Origin of the sequence: Leisingera sp. M658, from assembly GCF_025144145.1 — a bacterium.
GTDB lineage: Bacteria > Pseudomonadota > Alphaproteobacteria > Rhodobacterales > Rhodobacteraceae > Leisingera.
The window spans coordinates 1,927,721-1,953,662 of the sequence record NZ_CP083546.1 but is presented as its reverse complement, the minus strand read 5'-3'; the positions used below and the strand labels follow the sequence as shown (position 1 = coordinate 1,953,662).

Annotated in this window: 25 protein-coding genes; 19 read left to right on the top strand and 6 right to left on the bottom strand. The window is 60.0% G+C overall.

Annotated features, from left to right (window positions below; genetic code table 11):
* Positions 1 to 128: 128 nt before the first annotated feature.
* A complete protein-coding gene (locus K3724_RS09755; RefSeq protein WP_259992222.1) occupies positions 129 to 965 on the bottom strand; it encodes a PAS domain-containing protein in 837 nt (278 codons plus the stop codon).
* Between the two features lie 239 nt (positions 966 to 1,204).
* Between K3724_RS09755 and K3724_RS09750 the strand changes: the two genes are divergently transcribed.
* From K3724_RS09750 to phoB, 10 genes are all read left to right on the top strand, one after another.
* On the top strand, positions 1,205 to 2,101 hold the full coding sequence (locus K3724_RS09750; protein WP_259992220.1) for a YicC/YloC family endoribonuclease: 897 nt from the start codon (positions 1,205 to 1,207) through the stop codon (positions 2,099 to 2,101).
* Between the two features lie 16 nt (positions 2,102 to 2,117).
* The gene (gene gmk / locus K3724_RS09745) at positions 2,118 to 2,759 is read left to right on the top strand and encodes a guanylate kinase (RefSeq protein WP_259992218.1); all 642 of its coding nucleotides are present in this window, start codon (positions 2,118 to 2,120) and stop codon (positions 2,757 to 2,759) included.
* On the top strand, positions 2,756 to 3,277 hold the full coding sequence (locus K3724_RS09740) for a gamma carbonic anhydrase family protein (RefSeq protein WP_259992216.1): 522 nt from the start codon (positions 2,756 to 2,758) through the stop codon (positions 3,275 to 3,277). The genes gmk and K3724_RS09740 overlap by 4 nt, the downstream gene beginning before the upstream one ends.
* 70 nt (positions 3,278 to 3,347) lie before the next feature.
* Positions 3,348 to 4,388 carry an ATP-binding protein gene (locus tag K3724_RS09735; RefSeq protein ID WP_259992214.1) on the top strand — a complete coding sequence of 347 codons (1,041 nt, stop codon included), beginning with the start codon at positions 3,348 to 3,350 and terminating at the stop codon, positions 4,386 to 4,388.
* A gap of 209 nt (positions 4,389 to 4,597) precedes the next feature.
* Positions 4,598 to 5,653 carry a substrate-binding domain-containing protein gene (locus tag K3724_RS09730; RefSeq protein ID WP_259992212.1) on the top strand — a complete coding sequence of 352 codons (1,056 nt, stop codon included), beginning with the start codon at positions 4,598 to 4,600 and terminating at the stop codon, positions 5,651 to 5,653.
* 111 nt (positions 5,654 to 5,764) lie between these two features.
* Complete coding sequence (gene pstC, locus K3724_RS09725; protein ID WP_259992209.1) at positions 5,765 to 7,237, top strand: phosphate ABC transporter permease subunit PstC; 1,473 nt, start codon at positions 5,765 to 5,767, stop codon at positions 7,235 to 7,237.
* A complete protein-coding gene (gene pstA, locus K3724_RS09720; RefSeq protein WP_259992207.1) occupies positions 7,237 to 8,589 on the top strand; it encodes a phosphate ABC transporter permease PstA in 1,353 nt (450 codons plus the stop codon). Before pstC ends, pstA begins: the two co-directional genes overlap by 1 nt.
* A 14-nt stretch (positions 8,590 to 8,603) precedes the next feature.
* Positions 8,604 to 9,401: a phosphate ABC transporter ATP-binding protein PstB gene (pstB, locus tag K3724_RS09715; RefSeq protein ID WP_259992206.1), complete on the top strand. Its 798-nt coding sequence runs from the start codon at positions 8,604 to 8,606 to the stop codon at positions 9,399 to 9,401.
* Between the two features lie 16 nt (positions 9,402 to 9,417).
* On the top strand, positions 9,418 to 10,128 hold the full coding sequence (gene phoU / locus K3724_RS09710; RefSeq protein WP_259992205.1) for a phosphate signaling complex protein PhoU: 711 nt from the start codon (positions 9,418 to 9,420) through the stop codon (positions 10,126 to 10,128).
* 3 nt (positions 10,129 to 10,131) lie between these two features.
* Positions 10,132 to 10,821, top strand: coding sequence for a phosphate regulon transcriptional regulator PhoB (phoB, locus tag K3724_RS09705; RefSeq protein ID WP_259992203.1), 690 nt, complete (start codon positions 10,132 to 10,134; stop codon positions 10,819 to 10,821).
* Between the two features lie 69 nt (positions 10,822 to 10,890).
* Here the strand turns inward: phoB and K3724_RS09700 are convergent, their stop codons facing one another.
* Positions 10,891 to 11,802, bottom strand: coding sequence for a LysR family transcriptional regulator (locus tag K3724_RS09700; RefSeq protein ID WP_259992201.1), 912 nt, complete (start codon positions 11,800 to 11,802; stop codon positions 10,891 to 10,893).
* 99 nt (positions 11,803 to 11,901) lie between these two features.
* On the opposite strand from K3724_RS09700, the gene K3724_RS09695 reads away from it, so the two are divergent.
* On the top strand, positions 11,902 to 13,122 hold the full coding sequence (locus K3724_RS09695; RefSeq protein ID WP_259992199.1) for an acyl-CoA dehydrogenase: 1,221 nt from the start codon (positions 11,902 to 11,904) through the stop codon (positions 13,120 to 13,122).
* A gap of 658 nt (positions 13,123 to 13,780) precedes the next feature.
* Here K3724_RS09695 and K3724_RS09690 read toward each other — a convergent pair.
* Positions 13,781 to 15,331, bottom strand: a complete 1,551-nt coding sequence (locus K3724_RS09690) for a trimethylamine methyltransferase family protein (protein WP_259992197.1) — start codon at positions 15,329 to 15,331, stop codon at positions 13,781 to 13,783.
* Between the two features lie 644 nt (positions 15,332 to 15,975).
* On the opposite strand from K3724_RS09690, the gene K3724_RS09685 reads away from it, so the two are divergent.
* From K3724_RS09685 to K3724_RS09665, 5 genes are all read left to right on the top strand, one after another.
* A complete protein-coding gene (locus K3724_RS09685) occupies positions 15,976 to 16,296 on the top strand; it encodes a hypothetical protein (protein ID WP_259992195.1) in 321 nt (106 codons plus the stop codon).
* A gap of 243 nt (positions 16,297 to 16,539) precedes the next feature.
* Complete coding sequence (locus tag K3724_RS09680; RefSeq protein ID WP_129370880.1) at positions 16,540 to 17,121, top strand: outer membrane protein; 582 nt, start codon at positions 16,540 to 16,542, stop codon at positions 17,119 to 17,121.
* Between the two features lie 300 nt (positions 17,122 to 17,421).
* A complete protein-coding gene (cysS, locus tag K3724_RS09675) occupies positions 17,422 to 18,804 on the top strand; it encodes a cysteine--tRNA ligase (RefSeq protein ID WP_259992192.1) in 1,383 nt (460 codons plus the stop codon).
* The gene (gene cimA, locus K3724_RS09670; RefSeq protein WP_259992190.1) at positions 18,804 to 20,438 is read left to right on the top strand and encodes a citramalate synthase; all 1,635 of its coding nucleotides are present in this window, start codon (positions 18,804 to 18,806) and stop codon (positions 20,436 to 20,438) included. Before cysS ends, cimA begins: the two co-directional genes overlap by 1 nt.
* Entirely contained in the window at positions 20,428 to 21,204 is a 777-nt protein-coding gene (locus K3724_RS09665; RefSeq protein WP_259992188.1) for a squalene/phytoene synthase family protein, read from the top strand. Before cimA ends, K3724_RS09665 begins: the two co-directional genes overlap by 11 nt.
* A 61-nt stretch (positions 21,205 to 21,265) precedes the next feature.
* On the opposite strand, the gene K3724_RS09660 is transcribed toward K3724_RS09665, so the two are convergent.
* Positions 21,266 to 22,483, bottom strand: coding sequence for an MFS transporter (locus tag K3724_RS09660; protein ID WP_259992186.1), 1,218 nt, complete (start codon positions 22,481 to 22,483; stop codon positions 21,266 to 21,268).
* A gap of 95 nt (positions 22,484 to 22,578) precedes the next feature.
* Here K3724_RS09660 and K3724_RS09655 point away from each other — a divergent pair, with 95 nt between their 5' ends.
* Positions 22,579 to 23,238: a DNA-3-methyladenine glycosylase gene (locus tag K3724_RS09655; RefSeq protein WP_259992184.1), complete on the top strand. Its 660-nt coding sequence runs from the start codon at positions 22,579 to 22,581 to the stop codon at positions 23,236 to 23,238.
* A complete protein-coding gene (locus K3724_RS09650; RefSeq protein WP_129370886.1) occupies positions 23,235 to 23,900 on the top strand; it encodes an alpha/beta hydrolase in 666 nt (221 codons plus the stop codon). Before K3724_RS09655 ends, K3724_RS09650 begins: the two co-directional genes overlap by 4 nt.
* 137 nt (positions 23,901 to 24,037) lie before the next feature.
* On the opposite strand, the gene K3724_RS09645 is transcribed toward K3724_RS09650, so the two are convergent.
* Positions 24,038 to 24,460 (bottom strand): VOC family protein, encoded by a 423-nt coding sequence (locus K3724_RS09645; RefSeq protein ID WP_259992182.1) that lies wholly within the window; start codon positions 24,458 to 24,460, stop codon positions 24,038 to 24,040.
* Between the two features lie 12 nt (positions 24,461 to 24,472).
* On the bottom strand, positions 24,473 to 25,126 hold the full coding sequence (locus tag K3724_RS09640) for a pseudouridine synthase (RefSeq protein WP_259992179.1): 654 nt from the start codon (positions 25,124 to 25,126) through the stop codon (positions 24,473 to 24,475).
* A 228-nt stretch (positions 25,127 to 25,354) separates the two neighbouring features.
* Between K3724_RS09640 and K3724_RS09635 the strand changes: the two genes are divergently transcribed.
* Entirely contained in the window at positions 25,355 to 25,939 is a 585-nt protein-coding gene (locus tag K3724_RS09635) for an HNH endonuclease (RefSeq protein ID WP_129370889.1), read from the top strand.
* Positions 25,940 to 25,942 lie beyond the last annotated feature (3 nt).

Here is a 25,942-nt window from a genome sequence, read left to right as displayed (position 1 = left end):
TGAAACATTGCACATGCAAAAAAGGCGCCCCAGGGTTCTCCCTCGGGGCGCAGTCGCTTCAAGTGCTATGACCTTGGACTTGAATTGAAAATACTTAAGCGGCGGGGCCGTATTCCGGCGCCTGCATGTCAGTCGCGGCTCACAATCAAACGCAGATGCGAAGCCCGCTTGCGCTTACCTTCGTTCGGGTCCGCCGCCTTCGCGGTTGTATCTGCCGGTTCCCCAAGTTTACCTGCGCGGCTGCGTTCCAGCAGCGCCTTGGCCTCGTCCATAATTGAACGTTCAGGTTTGAACCGCGCCTGGGTTTCTGCAAAACCCGGATTAGGCTGGTTTGCGTCCCGGCCCTCGTCTGCGGCTGAATCCCGCGGTTTGGCTTTGAACCCGGCAGCACCAGGGGCTTTGCCGACCGCACGCATTTCGATCGACGAGATCGAGAAACGCTGCGAGGTGGCGGCCGCCCCTTCATCCGCGACCAGAACCCCCAGAACCCGGCTGATATCGCCCAGGTCGCTGCGCAATGGCAGCAGCAGCATGCGGGCGTCACGCGGTGTGCGCTGGCGCGGCGCCTCGATTTGCAGCTCCAGCTCAATAATGGCGGGGGTTTCGAACATATGCTCCATGGCCGAGCTTAGCTGTTTGCGGGCCTCGGTGGTAAAGAACGCCGTCACCGGCATGCCGCGCACTTCCATACCTGCCATTTCGTTCACCAGCGTTCCGGCAAGGCGGAAGCGGGCAATGCCAGGCGCGATCCGTTCCAGAATGAAGGTATTGCTCAGGATGTTCTCCAGCCCGCGCGGATCAATCTGCGAGCGGCTGGGCACATCATCGCCGCGGCGCAGCGCGGTCCAATAGGCTTCCGCTTGGCGCAGCGGCGATTGCGAGCCGCCCTTGCGGAAGCGGTTCATGGAAACAACCTTGTCTTGACCTGTCGGCACTTCGGTTCCGCTGCGGCTGCCAAAAATCATATCTTCATCCCCTTCAACCCCGGCCTTCCCTTTGGTTGCGGCAACCGATGGCTGCGTTAACTCTTAGGGCCGGCTTGGTTACCCTGAAGTTAAGATGACACAATCTAATTCAAATTTGGACTACTTCTTTAAGCAATGGTTAACGCGATAGGCGCGCCGCGGTTATGCGATTGCGCTTGCACCCTATACTTTTGAGACAGTAGAGCTGATCAATCACCAGCGAAAAGAGGGCCTGCCCCATGACCATCCGCAGCATGACCGCCTTTGCCTCGGCGCAGGGCAGCTCTGATCAGCACAGCTGGAGCTGGGAGCTCCGATCGGTCAATGCCAAGGGGCTGGATCTGCGGCTGCGGGTGCCGGATTGGCTGGAAGGCCTTGAAAATCATGTCCGGTCGGCCCTGGCTAAAGCCCTGGCACGGGGCAATGTCTCGCTCACCCTGCGTGTTTCGCGCAGCGAAGACGGCACCGCGCAGATGCGGATCAACAGTGCCGTTCTGCAATCGGTGATCAAGTCGCTGGCTGAGACACAATCCATTGCCAAGCAGAACCGGGTAGAGATCCGCCCGGCTTCAGCCGCCGAGGTTCTCACGTTCAAGGGGGTGCTGGAACAGTCCGCGGGGGACGATGATCCGGCACCGCTGGTCAAGGCACTCAGCAAGGAATTGGAAACCCTTGTGGCGGAATTCGTGCAAATGCGCGAAGCCGAGGGGGCCGCACTTGCCCAAATCCTTAACAGTCAGCTGGAGCAGGTCGCCGCGCTGACGGCCCGGGCCGGGGAGCGTGCCGAAGAGCGCAAGTTGAAAATGGCGGAGACGCTTAAGACCAACCTGGCGCGCGTCATGAACAATGCCGATGGCGCTGATCCGGACCGCGTGGCCCAGGAGCTGGCCCTGATCGCGGTCAAGGCGGATGTGACAGAAGAACTCGACCGTCTTGGCGCCCATGTGACTGCTGCCCGCGATCTTCTGGCCAAGGGCGGCGCGGTGGGCCGTAAATTCGACTTCCTGATGCAGGAGTTCAACCGCGAGGCCAACACGCTGTGTTCAAAAGCGCAGCACAGCGCCTTGACGGCGGTCGGGCTTGAACTGAAAACCGTGATCGACCAGATGCGCGAGCAGGTGCAGAACATAGAATAAGAAAAGGAGTGCCCAGATGGCGGACCGCCGCGGCCTTTTGATCATCCTCTCATCGCCTTCGGGCGCCGGTAAATCCACTTTGGCCCGCCGTCTGATGGCTTGGGACCCGGGCCTCAAATTTTCGGTCTCCGCCACCACCCGCGCCCCGCGTCCGGGTGAGGAGCACGGCCGCGAGTATTATTTCACCTCCGAAGACGACTTCCGGCAGAAGGTGGCCGAAGGCGGCATGCTGGAACACGCCCATGTGTTCGGTAACTTCTACGGCTCCCCCGCAGGCCCGGTGAAAGACACCATAGAATCCGGTCAGGACGTGCTGTTCGACGTCGATTGGCAGGGTGAAATCCAGATCCGCAATTCAGACCTGGGCAAACACGCGCTGTCGATCTTTATCCTGCCGCCCTCGATCACCGAGCTGCGCCGCCGTCTGGAAACCCGTGCTCAGGACAGCGAGGATGTGATTTCCAAGCGAATGTTGAAAAGCTGGGATGAGATCAGCCACTGGGGCTATTATGATTACGTGCTGGTCAACGATGATCTGGACGAGACCGAGGCCCGGCTGAAAACCATTGTCGAGGCCGAGCGGATGCGCCGCATCCAGCAGCCCCGGCTGCAGGACCACGTCCGCACTCTGCAAACCCAGTTCGAGGAACAGTCATGACCTTGTATGCACTCGGGGATAACCAGCCGCAGCTTCACGAAGACACCTGGGTCGCCCCGGATGCCAACCTGATCGGCAAGGTGGTGATGGAGGCGGGCGCTTCGGTCTGGTTCGGCGTCACCATTCGCGCCGACCACGAGGAAATACGCATCTGCGAAGGCACCAATGTGCAGGAAAACGTGGTGATGCATATTGATGCAGGCTATCCGCTGACCATCGGCAGGAACTGCACCATCGGCCACAAGGCGATGCTGCACGGCTGCACTATTGGTGAAAATACCCTGGTTGGCATGGGCGCCACCATCCTGAACGGCGCAAAGATCGGCAGGAATTGCCTGATCGGGGCAGGGGCATTGATAACCGAGAACAAGGAAATCCCCGACAACTCGCTGGTGATGGGAAGCCCGGGCAAGGTGGTGCGTGAAGTGGACGCCGAGTTGGCGGAAAAGCTCACGCAAAGTGCGCAGCTCTATCAGGACAACATGCGCCGCTTCCGGGCAGAGCTGAAACCGCTGTAATCGGGCCGGCTGCCACATCAGCTTTACACAGCGGCGCTAGACAGGCTGGGTATGTAACCGCGGAGTACAGATGACGACCGATCAGATTGACGGGTTTCTGGCGGCGATCCCGCTGCCTGCCGTGATGGTGGACCAGACCGAACGTTTCATCGCTGTGAACAGCGGCGCCGAGGCGCTGCTGGGGCAGGGGATCAGGGGCCGCCACTTCGCCACCATCCTGCGCCAGCCCAGCGTTGCCACAGCCATCGAGGCCTGCCTGAACGACAAGGAATCGCGAACCGCGCGGCACCTGTCCAACGACGGCGCCCAAGACACTGCTTACACGGTCACCCTGCGATATGTCCCTGGCATTGGCGCTGTTGGCGGCGGCGCGGCCCTGGTTTGTTTTGATGACATTACCGAGCGTGAGCAAGCCAGCCAGATGCGCCGCGATTTTGTGGCCAATGTCAGCCATGAGCTGCGCACGCCGCTGACGGCTTTGATCGGCTTTATCGAAACCCTGCGCGGCCCGGCCAAGGATGATTCCGCTGCCCGGGACCGTTTCCTGACGATTATGGAGGGCGAAGCCAGCCGGATGAACCGCCTGGTCGGGGACCTCCTGTCGCTGAACCGGGTCGAAAGCGAAGAACGGGTGCGCCCCAAGCAGAGCGTCGATCTGGCCGCCCATCTGGCTACGACGCTGAAAACCCTCGCTCCGGTCGCCGAGGCGCGCGGCGTTTCAATGGAGTTGAAGGCGCCGCAGGACAGTGCAACGGTCATTGGCGATCCGGATCAGCTGCAGCAGGTGTTCATCAACCTGGTTGAAAACGCAGTCAAGTACGGAGGCGACCGGGTCCGCGTCGAGCTTAGCTTTACAGAACGGGAGCCGTCGGTGCGTGTGCCTGCAGCCCGTGTTCAAGTGATCGACAACGGGCCGGGCATCGACCCCGTTCATCTGCCGCGCCTGACAGAACGGTTCTACCGCGCCGACAGCCACCGCTCGCGTGAGATGGGCGGAACCGGGCTGGGGCTGGCCATTGTAAAACACATCATCAACCGCCACCGTGGACGGCTGCGGGTGGAAAGCGATCTGGGCCAGGGGTCTGTTTTCACAGTGATCCTGCCCAAGTAGGCCGTCTTTCTGAAAATACTGCCAAGGAATCCAAGCCGCCGCCGGACACCCGGCGGCGGTTTTCTTCTTTCGTGTCACATTTTTTGCCGCCGAAACGCGGTTTGTCATGCAGCTGTTACACTGCCGTCACAAAAGGCTCATCAGCGGCTTCTACGAGGGGCCTAGATCATCGACGGGGTGATCGAACTTAGAAACTCTTGGAGACACAAATGTCCTTTGTGAAACTGACCGCTTCCACCCTGGCTATCGCCGCCGTATCCGCCACCGCAGCAGCTGCCCGCGACCAGGTGCAGGTTGCCGGTTCGTCGACCGTTCTGCCCTATGCTTCGATCGTGGCAGAAGCCTTTGGCGAAAACTTCGATTTCCCGACCCCGGTTGTGGAATCCGGCGGCTCCTCCGCTGGTCTCAAGCGGTTCTGCGAAGGCGTGGGCGAGAACACCATCGACGTCGCCAATGCGTCGCGCAAGATCAAGGACAAGGAAATCGCCGCCTGCGCCGAAAACGGCGTGACCGGCATCATCGAAGTCCGTATCGGCTATGACGGCATCGTTTTTGCCTCGGACATTAACGCCAATTCTTTTGAGTACACCCCTACCGACTGGTTTCTGGCGCTGTCCGACAAGATCATGGTCGACGGCGAACTGGTCGACAACCCGAACACAACCTGGGCCGACGTGAACGCCAACTTCCCGGCTGTCGACATCCAGGCCTTTGTTCCGGGCACCAAACACGGCACCCGCGAAGTCTTTGAGGATAAGGTGATCCTGGCCGGCTGCGAAGCCACCGGCGCGTTTGAGCACCTTCTGGCCCACGCCGAAGGGGATAGTGACAAAGCCAAGAAGAAAGCAGCCGAGAAAGCCTGTATCGCCCTGCGCACCGACGGCAAATCGGTCGATATTGACGGCGACTACACCGAGACCCTGGCCCGCATTGAAAGCAACAAGGACGGTATCGGCGTCTTTGGCCTGGCGTTTTATGAGAACAACACCGACAAGCTGCAAGTTGCCACCATGTCCGGCATCGTGCCTTCGACCGAAAGCATCGCAACCGGCGAATATCCGGTCTCCCGCCCGCTGTTCTTCTACGTGAAGAAGGCGCACATCGGCGTGATCCCGGGCCTGAAGGAATATGCTGAATTCTTCGTGGCTGACGAAGTTGCCGGCGAAGACGGCCCGCTGGCCGAATACGGTCTGGTTGCCGACCCGGAACTGGCGGACACTCAGGAATCTGTTTCCAACGAGGCCGTGATGGGCGGCAACTCCTAAGACGCCCTGTGTGCGATTGACCCCCGCCGGGGCGGAGCCATCCGCCCCGGCGCTTTCTTTCCGCGGCAGGGCTGCCGCAGCAAATACGCCACCGCCAAACCGGAGCTTTTCATGCCCACTTTCTGGCTTGTTGCCCTCCTGCTCGCACTGTCTGCCGCTGGCTTTTACGGCGGCCGCCGCCGCGCGATTGCCACTGCAAACGGTGATGTGAGGGACCTGCACTCGCTGCCGTCATATTACGGCTACCATGTTGCGATGGCCGCCTTTGTCCCGGCCGTCACGGCGCTGGCCATCTGGCTTCTGGCGCAGCCGATGTTCATCGAGACCCGTGTCTCCGGCACAATCCCGGCTGAAGCGGTTCCGGAAAACTCCACCCTGGGCCTGGTGATGAGCGACGTGCGCCGCGTCGCCGAGGGGCTGGACAGTGTAGTAGAACAGGGGCTGTTGACCGCCCGCCAGGCGCGCGACATCAGCAGTGGCGAACAGAACGTGCGTGCCCTGCTGGGTGAGGTCGGCGTGGCCCTTGGCTCGGACGTGCAGCCCGAAGTCCTGACGGCGGCCCAAACCTACCGCAACCTATCGCACACCGGTCGGACCGCCATGACCGTGGTTGTCGCGCTGCTGGCCTTTGGCGGTTTCGCTTGGGCCTACAGCCGCAGCCACAAGGACTTCCGTGCCCGGAATGTGGTGGAGCGGGCCATTCTGGCGCTGCTGATCCTTGCCGCCTCGCTGGCGATCCTGACTACCATCGGCATCGTTCTGTCGATGCTGTTTGAAACCAAAAACTTCTTTGGCCTGCACAGTTGGACGGACTTCTTCTTCGGCTCCACCTGGGCGCCCAACTTCCGCGGCGACAGTGAGCTGTCGATCCTGCCGCTGTTGTGGGGTACGCTCTATATCTCCTTTATCGCCCTTTTGGTGGCGGTGCCGGTTGGCCTGTTTGCAGCCATCTATCTGTCGGAATACGCCAGCGGCACTGTACGGGCCTTTGCCAAACCGCTGCTGGAGATCCTCGCCGGTATCCCGACCATCGTTTACGGCCTGTTTGCGCTGCTGACCGTTGGTCCGGCACTGGCGGACTTATTTGGCAAGGGCGGCCTCTTGGGGGTCGAGTGGATGGCCGGTGCCACTTCGGTGCTGACTGCCGGGCTGGTGATGGGTATTATGCTGATCCCCTTTGTCTCCTCGCTGTCTGATGACATCATCAACGCGGTGCCGCAGGCAATGCGCGACGGCTCACTGGGCCTCGGCGCCACCAAATCGGAAACCGTGCGCCAGGTGGTGATACCGGCAGCGCTGCCGGGCATTGTCGGCGCGGTGCTGCTGGCCGCCTCGCGTGCCATTGGCGAGACCATGATCGTGGTCATGGGGGCTGGGGCGATTGCCAAGTTCTCTGCCAACCCGCTGGAGTCGATGACCACGATCACCACCCGCATCGTCAGCCAGCTGACCGGCGACACCGACTTTGCCAGCCCCGAAACGCTGGTTGCCTTTGCCCTGGGTCTGACCCTGTTTGTCCTGACCCTCGGCCTGAACGTCCTGGCGCTCTATATCGTGCGCAAATACCGGGAGCAGTACGACTGATGACCGATCTCAGCCAATCCCCCTCTGCGCCGCGCAAACACGGCGGCTCGCTGCTGGAGCAAACCCCGCATACCAAAAAGCGCAACGCAGCGGAAATCCGCTTCAAGGCTTATGGTATTGCTGCCATTGCTGTCGGCCTGCTGATGCTGGCGATCCTAGTGACCACCATCGTCGGCAAAGGCACCGGTGCGTTCCAGCAGACCTTTGTCACCCTGAAAGTGGACCTTCTGGAAGCCAAGCTCGACAAGAAGGGCAACCGCGACCTGGCCGATATCAAGAAGGTCACCACTTTCGGTTATGCCCCGATCATCAAGGGCGCGATGGAGACCGCGGTGGCGGAGCTGGGCATTGAGACCAGCCTCAAATCCAAGGAGCTGGCCGGCATCCTGTCCAAGGACGTCGCCGCCCAGCTGCGCGATTTTGTCATCGCCAACCCGGACCAGATCGGCCAAACGGTTGAATTCCGCTTCCTCGCCTCAGGCCGGGTTGACGGCTACCTGAAGGGCCGCGTCACCCGCGACAGCATCGTCAACGACAAGAACATCTCGGCCGAGCAGCTTGATCTTGTTGACGCTTTGGCTGCTGCCGGGGTGCTGGAAAAAACCTTCAACCTCGACTTCATCCTAGGCGCCGATGCCTCCGATGCCCGCCCCGAGGCCGCCGGTATCGGCGTTGCAATGCTGGGTTCGCTGTTCATGATGCTGGTGGTGCTGGCGCTGGCGCTGCCGATTGGTGTGGCCGCCTCTATCTATCTTGAGGAATTCGCCCCGCAGAACTGGCTCACCGACATGATCGAGGTGAACATCTCCAACCTCGCCGCGGTGCCCTCCATCGTGTTCGGCATCCTCGGCCTTGCGGTGTTCATCAACTACATGCACCTGCCGACTTCGGCCCCCTTGGTGGGCGGGCTGGTGCTGACGCTGATGACCCTGCCGACGATCATCATCTCCACCCGCGCCTCGCTGAAATCGGTGCCGCCGTCGATCCGCGACGCCGCGCTGGGTGTCGGGGCGTCCAAAATGCAGGCGGTGTTTCACCACGTGCTGCCGCTGGCGGCACCGGGCATCCTGACCGGCACCATTATTGGACTGGCGCAGGCACTGGGCGAGACCGCGCCGCTGCTGCTGATCGGCATGGTCGGATTCATCGCCTCCAACGCGCCGGAAACGATTGCCGACGGCCTGCTGGCGCCGAATTCCGCCATGCCCGCGCAGATCTACGAATGGGCCAAACGCGCCGACCCGGCGTTCTATGAACGCGCCTGGGGCGGCATCATCATCCTTCTCATCTTCCTGGTGACCATGAACACTTTCGCCGTGATCCTGCGCCGCCGCTTTGAACGCCGCTGGTAAGGGGGCATAGTGCAATGAACGACATGACCTTGATGGAAAACACCGTGGACACACAGAAAATCAAAATCGCCGCCAAGGACGTCAACGTCCACTACGGCGACAGCCACGCGATCAAAGACGTGAATGTCGAGATCGAGGACAAGACCGTCACCGCCTTTATCGGCCCCTCGGGCTGTGGCAAGTCGACCTTCCTGCGCTGTTTGAACCGGATGAACGATACCATTGATATCTGCCGCGTGAAGGGCGACATCCTGCTGGATGGCGAGGATATCTATGACCGTCGCGTCGACCCGGTACAGCTGCGCGCCAAGGTCGGCATGGTGTTCCAAAAGCCGAACCCGTTTCCGAAATCGATCTATGACAACGTGGCCTATGGCCCGCGCATTCACGGCCTTGCCAAGAACAAGGCGGAACTGGATGAGATCGTTGAAAAATCCCTGCGCCGCGCAGCCATCTGGGACGAGGTGAAAGACCGCCTTGATGCCCCTGGTACCGGCCTGTCCGGCGGCCAGCAGCAGCGCCTGTGCATCGCCCGCGCCGTAGCCACAGAACCCGAAGTACTGCTGATGGACGAACCCTGTTCAGCGCTCGACCCCATCGCGACTGCGCAAGTGGAGGAACTGATCGACGAACTGCGCAGCCAGTATTCGGTGGTGATCGTCACCCACTCAATGCAGCAGGCCGCGCGCGTCAGCCAGAAGACCGCCTTCTTCCACCTCGGCAATCTGGTGGAATTCGGTCCCACCGGCCAGATCTTCACCAATCCCGAAGATCCGCGCACCGAGAGCTACATTACCGGCCGGATCGGCTGATCTTTAGGAAAAACAAATGACTGCACAGCATATTGCATCTGCTTTCGACCGTGACCTGGAGGCAATCCAAGCCCGGATCATGAAAATGGGCGGCCTGGTCGAGGACGCTATCCGCGAAGCCGCCAAGGCGCTTGAAACCCGCGATGAAGAACTGGCGCTGACTGTGCGCCAGGGCGACAAGGCCATCGACGGGCTGGAAGAATTGATCAACGAGGAAACCGCCCGGCTGATCGCGCTGCGCGCGCCTGCGGCCTCCGACCTGCGCCTGGTGCTCTCGGTGATGAAGATCGCCGGCAACCTGGAACGCATTGGCGACTATGCGAAAAACATGGCCAAGCGCACCACAGTGCTGGCTCAGGGGCCGAACACCAGCGAAGGCGCCGCCGCCCTGCGCCGCATGGCGCGCGAGGTAGAGCGGATGTTGAAGGACGCGCTTGATTCCTACATCCAGCGCGACGTTGAACTGGCCCGCGACGTGATCGAGCGCGACCGCGACGTGGATCAGATGTACAACGCCCTGTTCCGTGAATTTCTGACCCACATGATGGAAGATCCGCGCAACATTTCGGCCTGTATGCACTTGCATTTTATCGCAAAAAACACTGAACGCATGGGCGACCATGTGACCGCGATTGCAGAACAGGTGATCTATCTGGTCACCGGCGAGAAGCCGGAGGAAGACCGCAAGAAATTCGACACCACCTCAACCACACCGCAGGAGATCTGACCAATGGCTGCCGATCAGCCCACTGTTCTGGTTGTAGAAGACGAAATGGCACAACGGGAAGTGCTGGCCTATAACCTCGAAGCGGACGGTTTTCGTGTGCTCAGGGCCAAGGACGGCGAGGAAGCCTTGCTGATGGTTGAGGAGGACATGCCGGATATGATCATCCTCGATTGGATGATGCCCAACCTCAGCGGCATTGAAGTGTGCCGCCGCCTCAAGACCCGCGCGGAAACCCGCAATATCCCGGTGATAATGCTCTCCGCGAGGTCCGAAGAAGTGGACAAGGTGCGCGGCCTGGAAACCGGCGCCGACGATTACGTTGTGAAACCCTATTCAGTGGCGGAGCTTATGGCCCGCGTGCGCAGCCAGCTGCGCCGGGTGCGGCCCTCTACCGTGGGTGTGCGGCTGGAATATGATGATATCGTACTGGACGCCGAAACCCACAAGGTCAGCCGGGGCGGCAATCCGCTCAAGCTGGGACCGACCGAATTCCGCCTGCTCTCCACTTTCATTGAAAAACCGGGCCGGGTGTGGAGCCGTGAACAGCTGCTGGATCGCGTCTGGGGCCGTGACATCTACGTCGACACCCGCACCGTCGACGTCCACATCGGCCGATTGCGCAAGGCGCTCACCCAGCACGGCGGCAACGATCCCGTTCGTACGGTGCGCGGCGCTGGCTACGCCTTAGGCTGAAATCTGGGCTGAACCGGCACCAGGGGACACGGATGGCGTAAAGGGGGGGCACGCATGGCCCCCCTGATTTTAGCGCGGCAGCGGGTCTTCGGGTTGGGCTTTCCCGGCCAGCCAGGTGCGGAACTTCATCAGCGCCGGCGCGTTGGATTTCCGCTCCGGCCAGACCAGGTAATAGGCGCCTTCGGTTTCCACCGGCTCCGGATGCAGCGCCACCAGGCGGCCTGTCGCCAGATCCTGCTCGACCAGATAATCCGGCATCAAGGCGACACCCAACCCATGCAGCGCAGCCTGGGTGATGGTTGCGAATTGATCATAGATCGTACCGCCCAGGCTGGCACCAGCTTCAATACCATTCTGCTCAAACCAATCGGTCCAGGCGCTTGTTCTGGTTTGAATGTGCAACAGCGGCAGCTTCAGGATGTCTTTGACCTCATCAATGCTGCGCCCTTCCAGAAGCAGCGGTGCGCAGACCGGCAAAAGCTGCTCGTGCTTCAATAGCAGCGATTGCGTGCCCGGCCAGGACGCATCCCCAAAATGTATCGCTGCATCAAAGGGTTCAGTGGCAAAGTTGAAAGGTTCCAGCCGGGTCGCCATGTTGATTGTCACATCCGGGTGCAGCCGGGCAAATTCCGGCAGCCGCGGCATCAGCCAGCGCATGCCAAAGGCAGGCAGAATTGCCAGATTGAGCGACCCGGCCAGCGGCGCGGCCTGTAAACGCAGGGTGGATTGCACAATCTGGTTCAATGCCTGGCGGATCTCGGCGGCGTAATCCTGGGCCTCTGTAGTCAAGGCCAGCCGCTTCTGGTCCCGTTGCACCAGTTCCATCCCCAATTGCCGTTCCAGCGTCTGCAGCTGGCGGCTGACGGCCCCTTGTGTTAACGCCAATTCATCTGCAGCCGCCGAGGCGCTGCCCAGCCGGTCCACTGCCTCCAGCGCGCGCAGCGAGGAGATCGAGGGCAGGAATTTACGCGGCACAGTCATGTATGAGTGTTTGTCATGGTTTGTTGCGAAAGTCTCGCTGTTTTTTCCGTTCACCTCGCGTTAGGGTTTGCCCAATTCGCGAACCACTGAGGTGACAAGATGACTGACAAACCTGCCCTGCGCGCCAAAGATGCCCCGGACCTGGGCCGTTTCAATTGGGAAGACCCGTTGCGGTTGGAGGACCAGCTGACTGAAGACGAGCGGATGATCACCGCCTCGGCCCGCGCCTATGCTCAGGAAAAACTTCAACCTCGAGTGCTAAGCGCTTATGAAAACGAGGAAACTGATCCGGAAATTTTCCGCGAGATGGGCGGGATGGGTCTGTTGGGCACCACCATCCCGGAGGAATACGGCGGGCTTGGCAGCGGCTATGTGTCATACGGCTTGGTCGCCCGCGAGGTGGAGCGCGTCGACAGCGGTTACCGCTCAATGATGTCGGTGCAAAGTTCGCTGGTGATGTATCCGATTTACGCATACGGAAGCGAAGAACAGCGCCGGAAATACCTGCCCAAGCTTGCTACCGGCGAATGGATCGGTTGTTTCGGCCTTACTGAACCGGACGCGGGTTCTGATCCCGCCGGTATGAAAACCCGGGCTGAAAAGACCGAAGGCGGTTACCGTCTGACCGGCTCCAAAATGTGGATTTCCAACGCGCCTATCGCCGATGTCTTTGTTGTCTGGGCAAAATCCGAAGCCCACGGCGGCAAGATCCGCGGTTTTGTGCTGGAGAAGGGCTTGAAAGGCCTGAGCGCGCCAAAAATAAAAAACAAGGCCAGCCTGCGCGCGTCCGTCACTGGTGAGATCGTAATGGACGGTGTTGAGGTCGGCGAGGATGCGTTGCTGCCGCATGTTCAAGGGCTCAAAGGTCCGTTCGGCTGTTTGAACCGCGCGCGTTATGGCATCAGCTGGGGTGCAATGGGCGCGGCTGAGGCTTGCTGGCACGCCGCCCGGCAATATGGCCTGGATCGCACGCAATTCGGGCGTCCGCTGGCCAACACCCAGCTGTTTCAGCTGAAACTGGCGAACATGCAGACGGAAATTACTTTGGGTCTGCAGGCGTCACTGCAGGTTGGGCGGCTGATGGATGCCGCCAGCGCTGCTCCGGAAATGATCTCGATCATCAAACGCAACAACTGCGGCAAGGCGCTGGATATCGCCCGCATGGCGCGGGATATGCACGGTGGCAACGGCATCAGCCTGGAGTTCAACGTGATCCGCCACATGGTGAACCTGGAGACGGTGAACACTTATGAGGGCACCCACGACGTGCATGCCTTGATCCTGGGTCGGGCTCAGACCGGATTGCAGGCTTTCTTCTAAGCATGGCAAGCAGCGCGGGGAATTGTCCCTGCGCTGCATTACTGCATTTTTGAAATGCATTTCCGCAACATGGCTGCGCACCGGGAGTTCCGCAAAGGCTGGCAGGGGTGGAGTGCGAAACGCGCCAGCGGTTTTGTATCCGAAAGTGTTGATTGAGCAGGCGGGCAGAGGGCCAGAACCTTAAAGAATTTCGGAAAAAGTTCATCTGATGGTTAATCTTAATGAATCATATCGGCATTCTACAATGATTGTCAGGTGATCATTTGCCCCTGCCTTGCAGAAGTGAAACCGAACGCAAATGAGACTAAAAACCTAGTCACCTTGCAGTTTCGCAAAATCAACCCGCTAAACGCCGGGTCAAATGCAGACACCTTTGCAGTTATTCAAAGTCATTTTGCTCAAATACAGGTGTGTTTTTGCAGATTGATCGCCGTATTCAGGCGAGGAGACCTGAAAAATTTTGTTTGTTAATAAAAGGTTATCATAATTTCAGGTGTGGCAAAAGTGCTTTGTGAAAATTTTCTTAACTTACTGGCTGAGATAGCTGAGGGGGCAGGAATACGCCCAGAGTTCCCGAGCCTGGCGTCCTGCTTTTGTGCTGGTCGCAAAAAACGGGCCGGAAAATTCCGGCCCGTATCAGCGCATCTGGAATGTCGGGTTAAGCCGGAAGGTGGATGTTGAACGTCTCGCGGATTGCCATGTCGGTTGCGGCATCAAACCGAGCGGATGCGCGCTGGGACAGGATCTTCTCCTTCTTGGCAATAGCCTTTTGGATCAGGTCAGGTTTTTCAAGCTCCACCCATTCCTTGGGAGATGTTCGGTCGCCCAGATCCGGGTAAACATAATCGACCTGCATCCGGCTGAGGGTTTGATCGGTGCCCAGGTAGTGGCCAGGCCCGCCCATGCACGTGGCGCGCATCTGGTCCAGAGCGAGGGTTTCATCGTTCACCTCAATGCCGCGAACGCATCTCTGTGCCTGGCCGAGCAGATCGTTGTCCAAGATCAGCGACTCAAGGCAAAACCCCAGCAGTGACGCATGCATTCCGGCAGCTTCATAGGCCATGTTGAGGCCGGAAAGCCCCGCCATAACCGCAGAGCACATCTGCTCCCAGCCGGCCTGCATATCCGGCAGTTTGGAATCCGATGCGCCAGCCGCGGCGCCGCCCGGCAGGTTGTAAAATTTATGCATCTGAGCACAGCCTGCAGTCAGCAACGCCTGTTCGCCGGAGCCCACGGACATTGCACCGGTACGCAGATCAAGACCAAAGGGCCAAGTGCCGAAAATAGCGGGTGCGCCTGGGCTTACGGCGTTAACATAAACCAGGCCGGCGAGGCATTCTGCAACCGCCTGGGTGATGGCGCCGGCGATGGACGAAGGGGCGGTTGCCCCGGCCATGCCTGCCGACAGCAGCAGCACCGGCATGCCGCCTTTGATGCATTCCTCCATCACTTCACAGGATTCGGTTGCAAACTTCATGGGAGGCACCACAAAGCAGTTTGAGTTCGACACAAAAGGCCGCTCGCGCCACTTGTCTTCGCCGCCCGCAATCATGTGCAGCAGCTCCAGTCCCGGCTTCACGAAATCCGGTTCACTAAAAGAAACACCAACATGTTTGGTCGTGCCTGCAGTGGTCGCGTAAATGGAGTTCAGGTCCATCTCAAGATTGTCGGGGATGTCGCGGCATACCATCGGACGTTGGACAAAGTGGATATTGTCCAGCTGATCACAGATGCGCGCAGCGTCGTGCAGATCCTGCACAGTTGAATCGCGGTATTCCTTGCCGTGGACGTCGACCACGCTGACCGCGGCCCCAGCAGTGCCATAGTGAACCCGGCCGCCAGACAGCTGCAGATCAGACTTGCCATCCCGGCTGTACAGGGTGACGGAGCGGTTTGCCTTGGCGATGGTGTCTTCGACCAGCGCGCGCGGGAACCGGATGCGGCCGTCATCCCCCAGCACGCAGCCGGCAGAAGTCAGGTAATCGATACCGCTTTGCGGCGCGTCGGCAAGACCGATTTCTTCCAGCGCGGTCAGGGCGGCCTCATGGATTTTTTCCATATCTGCCTGGCTGAGCAACTTCAGCGCAGTGGATTCCATGCCGGGGCGGACCGGGCGCAGGTGTTCCGGCAATGCAGCAGCACGGGCTGCACGGCGGGCATTACGCCCTCCGCTACGGGCGGCGCGGGACGGGGAGGCTTGATCGTTCATTCTGTGAGCCTTTCAGGAGAGGTGAGTTGAAGTGTTGAAACGTCAACTCACTGCGGCCGGCCCCTTGCCGCACGGCCCCGTGCCGCACCGATGGTGCGACAGATAAGGCTGACATGGCAGCGTTCACCTTGCATGCGGACTCCTGTTCAGTTCCCTGCAAATTGGCACGCATTTGCGTCGTTTCTAGCACAATAGCGACCTTGGTGAAAAAAACGACATGTTTTTCATTTGAGCAGAGAGCGCCATGAGGCCTGAGAAGCCGCCTGCTTTTTCCTAAAATGTCATCATTTTTAATGCTGTAATCTCGATTTTTAACGCTTCACGGAGTGGTTCATTGTTGGCAAACTGAGTTCGGGAACCAAATATTAAGCATTAATGGCTATACTGGATATCCTGGGGATGGAGCGCTGATCCAGCGCATTTCAAAAAGGCACAGCCACATGCCGATGGTTAAAAAGGCCAGACACAGGTGCTCTCTAGCTGCGGTATTTGCGGCGGCGGCTCTGATTTCTCAGACATCTGCCGCAGAAGAATGGCGGCCGTTGCCCTCCGGTTTCACAGGTCAGGGCGCTGCTGCAACTGGCAGCAGGCCAACAAGTGAAACACGCTCCTTTCAATTTGCATATGGCCGCCATCTGGGCGGAATGATCCTGGCAGGCACTGTCTCGATGGAGCAGTCAGGCCTGCTGACACAAGCGGTGCAAGCGGAAGAAACCCGTCAGCTGCGGTTGCACGCGGGTTTTGACTTTGGCCCTGCAACCGGTTTTGTGACCCTGGGCAGGGTACAGGCAGAAACGTCCAGCGGATCGCGGCATGGACCGCTGTTTGGCCTGGGCATGCGGGTTTCACTGAACCGCGCGCTGCAGGTGACCGGAGAATTGCTTCACCACGAGGCCGGACCAAGGGACGGCACTGCCAGCCCGCGCGGGGAGACCTTGTCGGTGAGTGCCGCTTTCCGGTTCTGACCCGGTCTTTTGAACATTCGGCAGCGTTGCCGCCACTAGGACCGGGGAGACCGGTTTTCAATGGCTTGGCAATTTCCTGCCTGCGGATTCCGGCGGAAAGACGCACGTGTCCGAGGGTTTTCGGCCAGTCACTGCCAGTTCAGCAGGCGTGATCAACGCGGCTCTGGAAGTTCCTGTGCAGAACCCTTTTGTAGCTGACAACGGCGCACAGCTTGCGCCGGGACTGCAAAAGGAGAAGTCTGAATGACTCGTTTCGTAGCTATGACAGCCATCGCCGCCGTAATGGGCAGTGCGGCCTTTGCCGGCAATGTAAGTGATCCGGTAATTGAACCCGCTCCAGCTCCGGCGCCTGTTCCGGTGGCCAACGATGGCGGCGACTGGACCGGTTTCTACCTGGGTGGCCAGGTCGGCCAGCTGGATGCAGACGCCAGCAACGGCGCCTCTGGAGACGATACCGCTTATGGTATCCACGGCGGCTACAACCATGATTTCGGCCGTTTCGTATTGGGCGGCGAACTGGAATATGATGCAACCGACCTGGATCTGGGCGGCGGTGCGACTGTTGACTCGGTTGCCCGTGCCAAGGTGAAGGCCGGCTATGACTTTGGCAATGTGCTGGCCTATGTGACCGGTGGCGTGGCCGAAGCTGACAGCTCGCTGGGCAGCGAAACCGGTGAGTTCTACGGTGTCGGCATTGCCTATCAGGTGACCGACCAGTGGCAAATCGGCGGCGAAGTGCTGGAGCATGAGTTCGACCAGTTCGGCAATTCGGGCGTGGGGGCGGATGCCACTTCGGTATCGCTGCGCGCGTCCTTCAAGTTCTAAGCCTGCCAAAATTACGGGCGCGGCACTCCTGTTCCGCCGCGCCCTTGGCCGCCCGGTCCGGGCCCAAGACGGACCGGGCGGTCGTTGCCGTTTGAGGCAAAAAGCTTGGCGGGCTGAATGTCCCGTGCTAAGCATCCTGCATGAACCAAAATTGCACCATCATTGACTGCTGCATTACCTGCTGACATACCAGCGGGCCGGTTTCTGTCGTTTTCATTTCTCTGACAAGTTGCTAAGCCCGCGCTGCGCGCAACGGGTGATGTCGGCCGTTTTTGGCTGGGCATGGGAGAGGAACCGGGCATGGGTACCATGGACATAGAGATCAAGCTGCAGAATACGAAGACCCGCAAGAAGGAGGTCTTTGAGCCGATCAACGCCAGCGATGTGCGGATGTATGTCTGCGGTCCCACGGTCTATGACCGGGCGCATCTGGGCAATGCGCGCCCAGTGGTGGTATTTGATGTGCTTTATCGTCTGCTTCGTGAGGTTTATGGAGCGGGAGAAGTGACTTACGCCCGGAACTTCACCGATGTAGACGACAAGATAAACGCGCGCGCCGCCGCAAGCGGGCGTCCGATCGGAGAGATCACCGCGGAAACCACGCAGTGGTTCCTGGATGACATGGGTGAACTTGGCGCGCTGCAGCCTAACCACATGCCGCGCGCAACCGAATACATCCCGCAGATGGTGGCGATGATTGACGACCTGATCGCCAAGGGCCACGCCTATGCGGCTGAAGGTCATGTGCTGTTTGCAGTCGACAGCTGGAAAGAGTCGTACGGCAAACTGTCGGGCCGGTCGGTGGACGACATGATTGCTGGTGCGCGGGTGGAAGTGGCGCCCTACAAAAAGAACCCGATGGATTTTGTGCTGTGGAAGCCTTCCAGCGATGATCTGCCCGGCTGGGACAGTCCCTGGGGCCGCGGACGGCCGGGCTGGCACATTGAATGCTCGGCGATGTCTTATGAGCTTCTGGGCGAGACCTTTGACATTCACGGCGGCGGCAATGATCTGATGTTCCCGCATCACGAGAATGAAATTGCGCAAAGCTGCTGCGCCAATGGCGACGATAGTTTTGCGCGGTATTGGCTGCATAACGAGATGCTGCAGGTCGAGGGTAAGAAGATGTCCAAGAGCCTGGGCAACTTCTTCACCGTGCGTGACCTGCTGGATCAGGGCTATCCGGGTGAGGTGATCCGGCTTGTGTTTTTGCAGACTCACTATCGCAAACCGATGGATTGGACAGACAAAAAGGCAAAAGAGGCCGAGGCGACGCTGCGCAAGTGGCGGGCGCTGACCACGGGCATCGAGCCCGCGTCCAGCGCTGCTGCCGCGGTTCTGGCGGCTTTGGCGGATGACCTGAATACCGCTGGTGTCATTGCGGAGCTGCACAAGCTGGCGGCAGCTGGTGACGCAGCCGGTCTGCTGGCATCTGCCAATTTTCTGGGGCTGTTGACAGATGAGATGGGTGCGTGGGCTGCCGGACCGTCAGTGGATCTCTCCGGCTATGAAGAAAGCCTGTTCAAAGCGCGTCAGAAGGCCATGGAAACGAAGGAGTTTTCTGAAGTTGATCGATTGAAGGCAGCCTTTGTTGAAGCGGGTTTGGAAGTGCGGATGAGCAAGGCAGGTGTCGAGCTGGTACCAGGTGCTGGCTTCAACCCGGCCAAGCTGGAGGGGCTGTGATGGCAAAAGAACGCCTCTATCTCTACGACACCACCTTGCGGGATGGGCAGCAGACCCAAGGGGTGCAATTCTCAACCGCAGAAAAAAAGCAGATTGCCCAGGCACTTGACGGACTTGGTGTTGATTACATCGAAGGCGGCTGGCCGGGGGCGAACCCGACCGACAGTGCGTTTTTCAATGAGGCGCCTGATACACGCGCCACGATGACTGCGTTTGGCATGACCAAACGGGCAGGACGGTCAGCGGAAAACGATGATGTTCTGGCGGCGGTGATGAATGCCGGAACGCCAGCGGTGTGTCTGGTGGGCAAGAGCCATGACTACCATGTGACCCAGGCGCTGGGGATCACTCTGGACGAGAACTTGGAAAACATCCGTGCATCGGTCGCCCATATCGTGGCGCAGGGGCGCGAGGCGTTGTTTGATGCCGAACACTTCTTTGATGGCTACAAGGATAACCCCGGTTATGCGCTTGATGCTTGCCGGGCTGCACTGGAGGCCGGGGCGCGCTGGGTGGTGCTGTGCGACACCAATGGTGGCGCCCTGCCATCGGAAGTGAAACAAATCGTTTCAGAGGTTGTTGCCGCCGGAATTCCAGGTGAGAAACTTGGCATACACACGCATAACGACACGGAAAATGCCGTCGCTTGCTCGCTCGCGGCAGTGGAGGCCGGCGCGCGCCAGATCCAGGGCACACTGAACGGCTTAGGTGAACGCTGCGGCAATGCCAACCTGACTGCGCTGATCCCGACACTGCTGTTGAAGGAACCCTATGCCAGCCAGTTTGAGACAGGCGTCACCCACGAAGCTTTGGAAGGCCTAACCCGGATCAGCCGGATGCTGGACGATATCCTGAACCGCGTTCCGGTGCGGCAGGCGGCTTATGTGGGAGCCTCGGCCTTTGCCCATAAGGCGGGGCTGCACGCCAGCGCGATCCTCAAGGATCCTTCGACCTATGAACACATTGTGCCGGACAAGGTTGGCAACGCACGGGTTATACCGATGTCGAACCAGGCCGGTCAGTCGAACCTGCGCAAGCGATTGACCGATGCGGGCCTGAGTGTGGACAAAGGCAATCCGGCACTGGCGCTGATCCTGGACCGGATCAAGACGCGGGAGGCGGAGGGGTACTCCTATGACACCGCGCAGGCGTCGTTTGAGCTGCTGGCGCGCAAGGAGCTGGGGCAGCTGCCGGAATTCTTTGAAGTCAAACGCTATAAGGTCACCGTCGAACGGCGCAAAAACAAGTACAACCGGATGGTCAGCCTGTCAGAGGCGGTTGTGGTGGTTAAGGTCGATGGCGAAAAGCGGCTGTCTGTAAGTGAATCCCTTGATGACACCGGCAGCGATCGTGGTCCGGTCAACGCGCTGGCGCGGGCGCTGAGCAAGGACCTGGGGCGCTATTCTGCACAGCTGGAAGATATGCGGCTGGTGGATTTCAAGGTGCGGATCACCCAGGGCGGCACCGAGGCGGTGACGCGGGTTATTATCGACAGCGAAGACAGCCAGGGCCACCGCTGGTCGACCGTTGGCGTCAGCCCGAACATCATAGATGCGTCGTTTGAGGCGCTGCTGGACGCGATCCGCTGGAAGCTGATCCATGATGGCGGGGCCGGGCAGGCGGATGACGTTTGATGCTGATCTGACGGCCTGCGCCGAGCTGGTCCAGAAAAGCGACCCGGACCGGTTTTTGGCCACGATGGCTGCGCCGGTTCAGGCGCGGCCGTTGCTGTTTGCGCTCTATGCTTTCAATATCGAACTGGCGCGGGCACCCTGGGCCAGCCAGGAGAGTATGATTGCCGAAATGCGGGTGCAATGGTGGCGTGATGCAGGCGCCGAGATTGCCGAAGGGGGTTCTGTCCGCCGCCACTATGCGGCCACGCCATTGGGACGGCTGCTGAAGCCGGAACTGGCGGCCTGCATCGACGGTATGGCCGAGGCGCGGCGTTGGGATATATATAAGGATCCCTTTGGGGATGAAGCTGAATTTGATAGCTACATTAACCGCACCAGCGGTTCGCTGATGTGGATGGCGGCAGCGTCACTAGGTCAGGCGGATGAAGCCGCGGTAAGGGGCTTCGCCTATGGCGCGGGCATTGCCAATTGGTTGCGCGCCATTCCGGAGCTGGAAGCCCAAAAGCGGATCCCGCTGCTGGATGGCACCTTGGAAGGTGTGCAAGCTTTGGCGCGCAAAGGCTTGGAGCATTTGACTAAAGCCCGCTCAGACCGCAGCGCGGTCTCAAAACCTGCGGGGTGGGCGTTGCTGGCGGGCTGGCAGGCAGAGGCCATTCTGAAACAGGCGCTGCAACAGCCGGAGCGGGTGGCGCAGGGCGCGCTGGGGCAAAGCGAATTCCGGCGAAGAACCGGCCTGATGCGGCGTGCGATCCTTGGCCGCTGGTAGATAGAAACCAAGGAAAAAGGCGCCTGATTGGGCGCCTTTCCTTTTATTGCGGGAGAATATCTCAGGCTTCTTTGGGGCGCATAACCAGCCACACCAGCGCGCCGCCGGCCAGCACCAGGAAGGGCGCCATCGCCATGTTCACCGCGCTCCAGCCGTCGGCCGGGTTGCCGCCCGAGCAGTTCATCAGCCCGCCTGATGCCAGAGACGCCATGGTAACCCCGCCAAAGACCAGAAGGTCGTTCAGCCCCTGCATCCGGCCGCGCTCATAGCTTTCATGTGCGCCGGCCAGCATGGTTGTGGCGCCGATAAAGCCGAAATTCCAGCCCACGCCCAAAAGCACAAGCGCGATGAAGAAGTTTTCGATTTCAACGCCTTGCAGGGCAACAGCACCGGCGCCGGCAAGGATCACCAGGCCTGCCGCCACAATCTTCTCCACACCGAAGCGGGCGATCAAGTGGCCGGTAAAGAAGGACGGCACATACATCGCCAGAACATGTGAGGTGACCACGTCGGCAGCATTGCCTTCGGTAAAACCGCAGCCGACCACCGCCAGCGGCGTGGAGGTCATCACCAGGTTCATCAACGCGTAAGAAACCATTGCGCAAATCACTGCAACAGCAATAACCGGAGTTTTCAGCAGCTCCATCCGGCTGCGGCCCTTGGGGCTGTCAGCGCTGGGGGCTGGCGGTTTGGGGATGTCGAGGAACAGAAACAATGCTGCCCCGACAACGTTCACCGCAATCACCGCCAGGTAGGTGCCGAAGAACGGAATAACAAAGGCTTGGCTGGTGGCCTTTACAAGTTGCGGGCCGATAATGGCCGCTGCAAGCCCGCCTGCCATGACATAGGAGATCGCCTTGGGGCGGAACGCCTCGGACGCCGTGTCGGCTGCTGCAAAGCGGTAAAAGCCATGCGCGCTCATATAAACGCCAGTCAGCAGGCTGCCGATCAGAAAGATCGGAAAGGAGCCAAGGTACAACCCATAAGCCCCGACCAGCCCGCCCAAGGCGCCAAAGGCCGCCCCTGCGAAAAAGCCGGCCCGGCGGCCCCAGCGCTGCATGACGGCTGAGACCGGGGTGGCCGCCATCATCGACCCGGCCACGATCAGCGAGATCGGCAAGGTGGCAAAACAGGGGTTCGAGGCCAGCGACTGCCCGGCCAGGCCGCCGACGATGAAGATCATCGGCATCTGGGCGCCGAGGAGCGCCTGGGCCAGCACCAGGATGGCAACGTTTTTCTTGGCGACGGCGTCGCTGGGGGTGGTCATGCTCATGGTCATGTGGGATGCGTAGCTGTGAATATGTGCGGGAGCAAGCCAGCGGGCTGGACCTTGTGATCACGGTTTCTTTCAACCGCCGCCAATCAGGGGGTAACGTGGCGTCATATGGACAGACAATCCTGCCGGGGGCGGGACGGATTATCCAATGCGACGCCTGCGTGAGGGAGGGCGCCGAATGGCTGGCCGCGCAGGACAGCCGGTTTGCCGATGCATTGAAACTGACCGGCCCTTTGCCGCTGCGCCGCAAGCCGGACGGGTTTGCCGAACTGTTGAGCGCAATTGTCAGCCAGCAAGTGAGTGTGGCCTCCGCCAAGGCGATCTGGAACCGGATGAAGGCCGCCAGGCTCACCGGGCCGCGTAAGATACTGTGGGCCACGGATGAGGAACTGCGCGCAGCGGGCCTCAGCCGCCAAAAGATCCGCTATGCCCGTGCGCTGGCAGAGGCACGCATTGATTTCAAAGCTTTGCGGGACGTTCCGGATGCGGAAGTGATTGCACGTCTGGTCGAGGTTCCGGGGATCGGTGTTTGGACGGCTGAGATTTATGCAATGTTTTCGCTGGGTCGGGCCGATGTCTTTGCCCACGGTGATCTGGCCTTGCAGGAGGCCGCAAGGATGCTGTTTGATCTGCCGGCCCGCCCCAGGGACCGGGAACTGCGGCAAATGGCCGAAGACTGGTCGCCCTGGCGATCGGTTGCGGCGCGCATTCTCTGGGCCTATTACCGGGTGGCGAAGGACAGGGAAGGGATCCGATGACTCGTGTACTGAATGCCGGCCGCAAAGAGCCGCTCTCCGGCGATATCCGCTCGATTGTGGTGTTCCTGCATGGCTATGGCGCCAATGGCGCCGACCTGCTGGGGCTTGCGGACCCTTTGGCTGAACATCTGCCGGATACGCTGTTTGTCGCGCCTGACGCGCCTGAGGCCTGTGCCGGCGCCCCGATGGGCTATCAGTGGTTTCCGATCCCCTGGATCGACGGCTCCTCGGAAGAGGAAAGCATGCGCGGCATGCAGGCGGCCGAGGAAGATCTGAATGCCTTCCTGAATGCGCTGATGGTGGACGAGGACGTGCTGCCGGAACAGGTGGTGCTGTTCGGGTTCAGCCAGGGCACAATGATGAGCCTGCAGATTGCTCCGCGGCGCGAAGACGCGGTGGCCGGCATTGTAGCCTTTTCCGGCCGTCTGCTGGCGCCTGAACTGCTCAAGGACGAAGCCGTGTCCAAAATGCCGATTCTGCTGGTGCACGGAGATCAGGACGACGTGGTGCCGGTGCAATCCTTGCCGGAAGCGGCGGAAGCTCTGCAGGAGGCCGGTTTTCAGGATGTCTTTGCCCATATTCAAAAGGGCACAGGCCATGGCATCGCACCGGATGGCTTGAGCGTCGCCTTGGCCTTTATGCGCGATAAACTGGGGCTGTAACGCCGGATCAAAGATTTCCCGCCCTGGTGCCGCCACATTAAAGATGAGGCGCTCCGGGCCGGGCCCGGCGGTCCCGCAAAATTCTTGCCAAGAATTTTGGTCGGAAAATTGAAATTTTCCGGCGCGCTGCAGCCAACTCAAAAAGCCCAGAGCTGCGGCTCGGCGATTTCAATCGAGTTTCCGGCGGGGTCGCGGAAGTAGAGGGAGCGTGCTCCGCTGGGCCAGTCGAACTCAGCTTCTATTGCAACCCCTGATGCCACCAGACGGCCGCGCATCAAAAGCAGGTCTGCCCGCGGCTGGGCAAAACATATGTGCCCCGGGCCGCTGCTGCCATGCGGCGGCACTGGCAAACGCGGATTGCCGGGCGGCTTTATGGTTTCCTGAGCGTTGAAAATCAGCAATACCGAAGTTCCGCAGCGAAAGAAGACGTGCCTGTCACCGATCCGTTGAATCCGCTCAAGTCCCAGGATCCGGCCATAAAATTCTTCCGCCGCGTCCAGATCATCGGCATATAGCGCAGTTTCCAGAATGGCTTTGGGGGCAGGGGCTTGCGGTGGCATGCTGATAGAATATCAGCGCCGCCGCGGCCTGTCACTTGCCGGGTTCCGTTTCGCAGATGCCTTGGGCCTGCGGGACGGTTTTTGCGAAGGTTTGGGCGGTCCTGGCACTCTTGGGGCTTCAAGATCGTCCCACGCTCCCTGGGCCAGCCCCTCTAGCGTCCAAGCGCCGATGCTATAGCGGATCAGGCGCAGGGTCGGGTGTCCGGCCGCAGCTGTCATCCGCCTTACCTGCCGGTTGCGGCCCTCTCGGATTGTAAGTTCCATCCAGCTGTCGGCGACGGTCTTGCGCATCCGGACAGGCGGCGTGCGGGTCCAAAGGCCCGGCGGCTCATCCATCAGCCGGGCTTTGGCTGGCAGCGTCATTCCGTCTTTAAGTTCAATGCCTTCTGCAAGCAACTTGAGAGCCTCAGCACCAGGCGTGCCCTCGACCTGGACCCAATAGGTCTTGTTCATTTTATGTTTCGGGTCGGTGATCCAGGACTGCAGCCGGCCGTTGTCTGTCAGCAGCATCAGCCCTTCGCTGTCCCGGTCAAGACGGCCTGCAGCATAAACACCGGGGCAGTCAATGAAATTGCTCAGCGTGGCACGAGGGCTGCCCTGGCTGCCGCGGTCGGTAAACTGGGGCAGCACATCATAAGGTTTGTTGAAGCGGATCAGGCGGGTCATGGCATGGCAATAGGCGGGCCAATCAGGCAGAGCAAGAGGGAACGCAAAACAGGCTTGTGGATAACTTTCACCGCATTGTCACGGAATCAGCTTAGAAAGATCCCGAGATATTGTGGATCATCAGGGCTTGTCAGGCGCTAACCACGAGATATAGTCAAATGAAAGCTGGGGCGGTTTCCCCGCTCTGGTTCCGGAAAACGGAAGATCAGTGCGAGGAAGACGTTCACAATGGATGGCGATTTCAGAGCAGAGTTTGTCAGATCTCCAGGGGCGCTGAAGCAGCACCCGGCGCTGGTGCTGAATGCAGACTACCGGCCATTATCCTATTACCCGTTGTCCTTGTGGTCCTGGCAGGACGCGGTCAAGGCGGCCTGGCTCGACCGCGTGGCGATTGTGGCTGAGTATGACGAGGTGGTGCACAGTCCCAGCACCGAGATCCGAATACCCTCTGTGGTGGTTCTAAAAGACTATGTGAAACCTCAAAAGCGCGTGGCCTTCACGCGCTTTAATTTGTTTTTGAGGGATGAATTCCACTGCCAGTACTGCGGCAGCAAGGGCGACCTGACCTTTGACCATGTGGTGCCGCGTGCGGCGGGGGGGGTGACCAGCTGGGAAAACGTGGTGGCGGCCTGCAGCCCCTGCAACCTGAAGAAGGGTTCGAAATCGCTGCATCGGGCTGGTATGTCCTTGCGCAAACCGCCGCGCCGTCCAGGCGCAGAGGAGCTGCGCAATACCGGACGTAAGTTTCCGCCGAACCATCTGCATGACAGCTGGATGGATTTCCTTTACTGGGATACCGAATTGGACGCCTGAAGA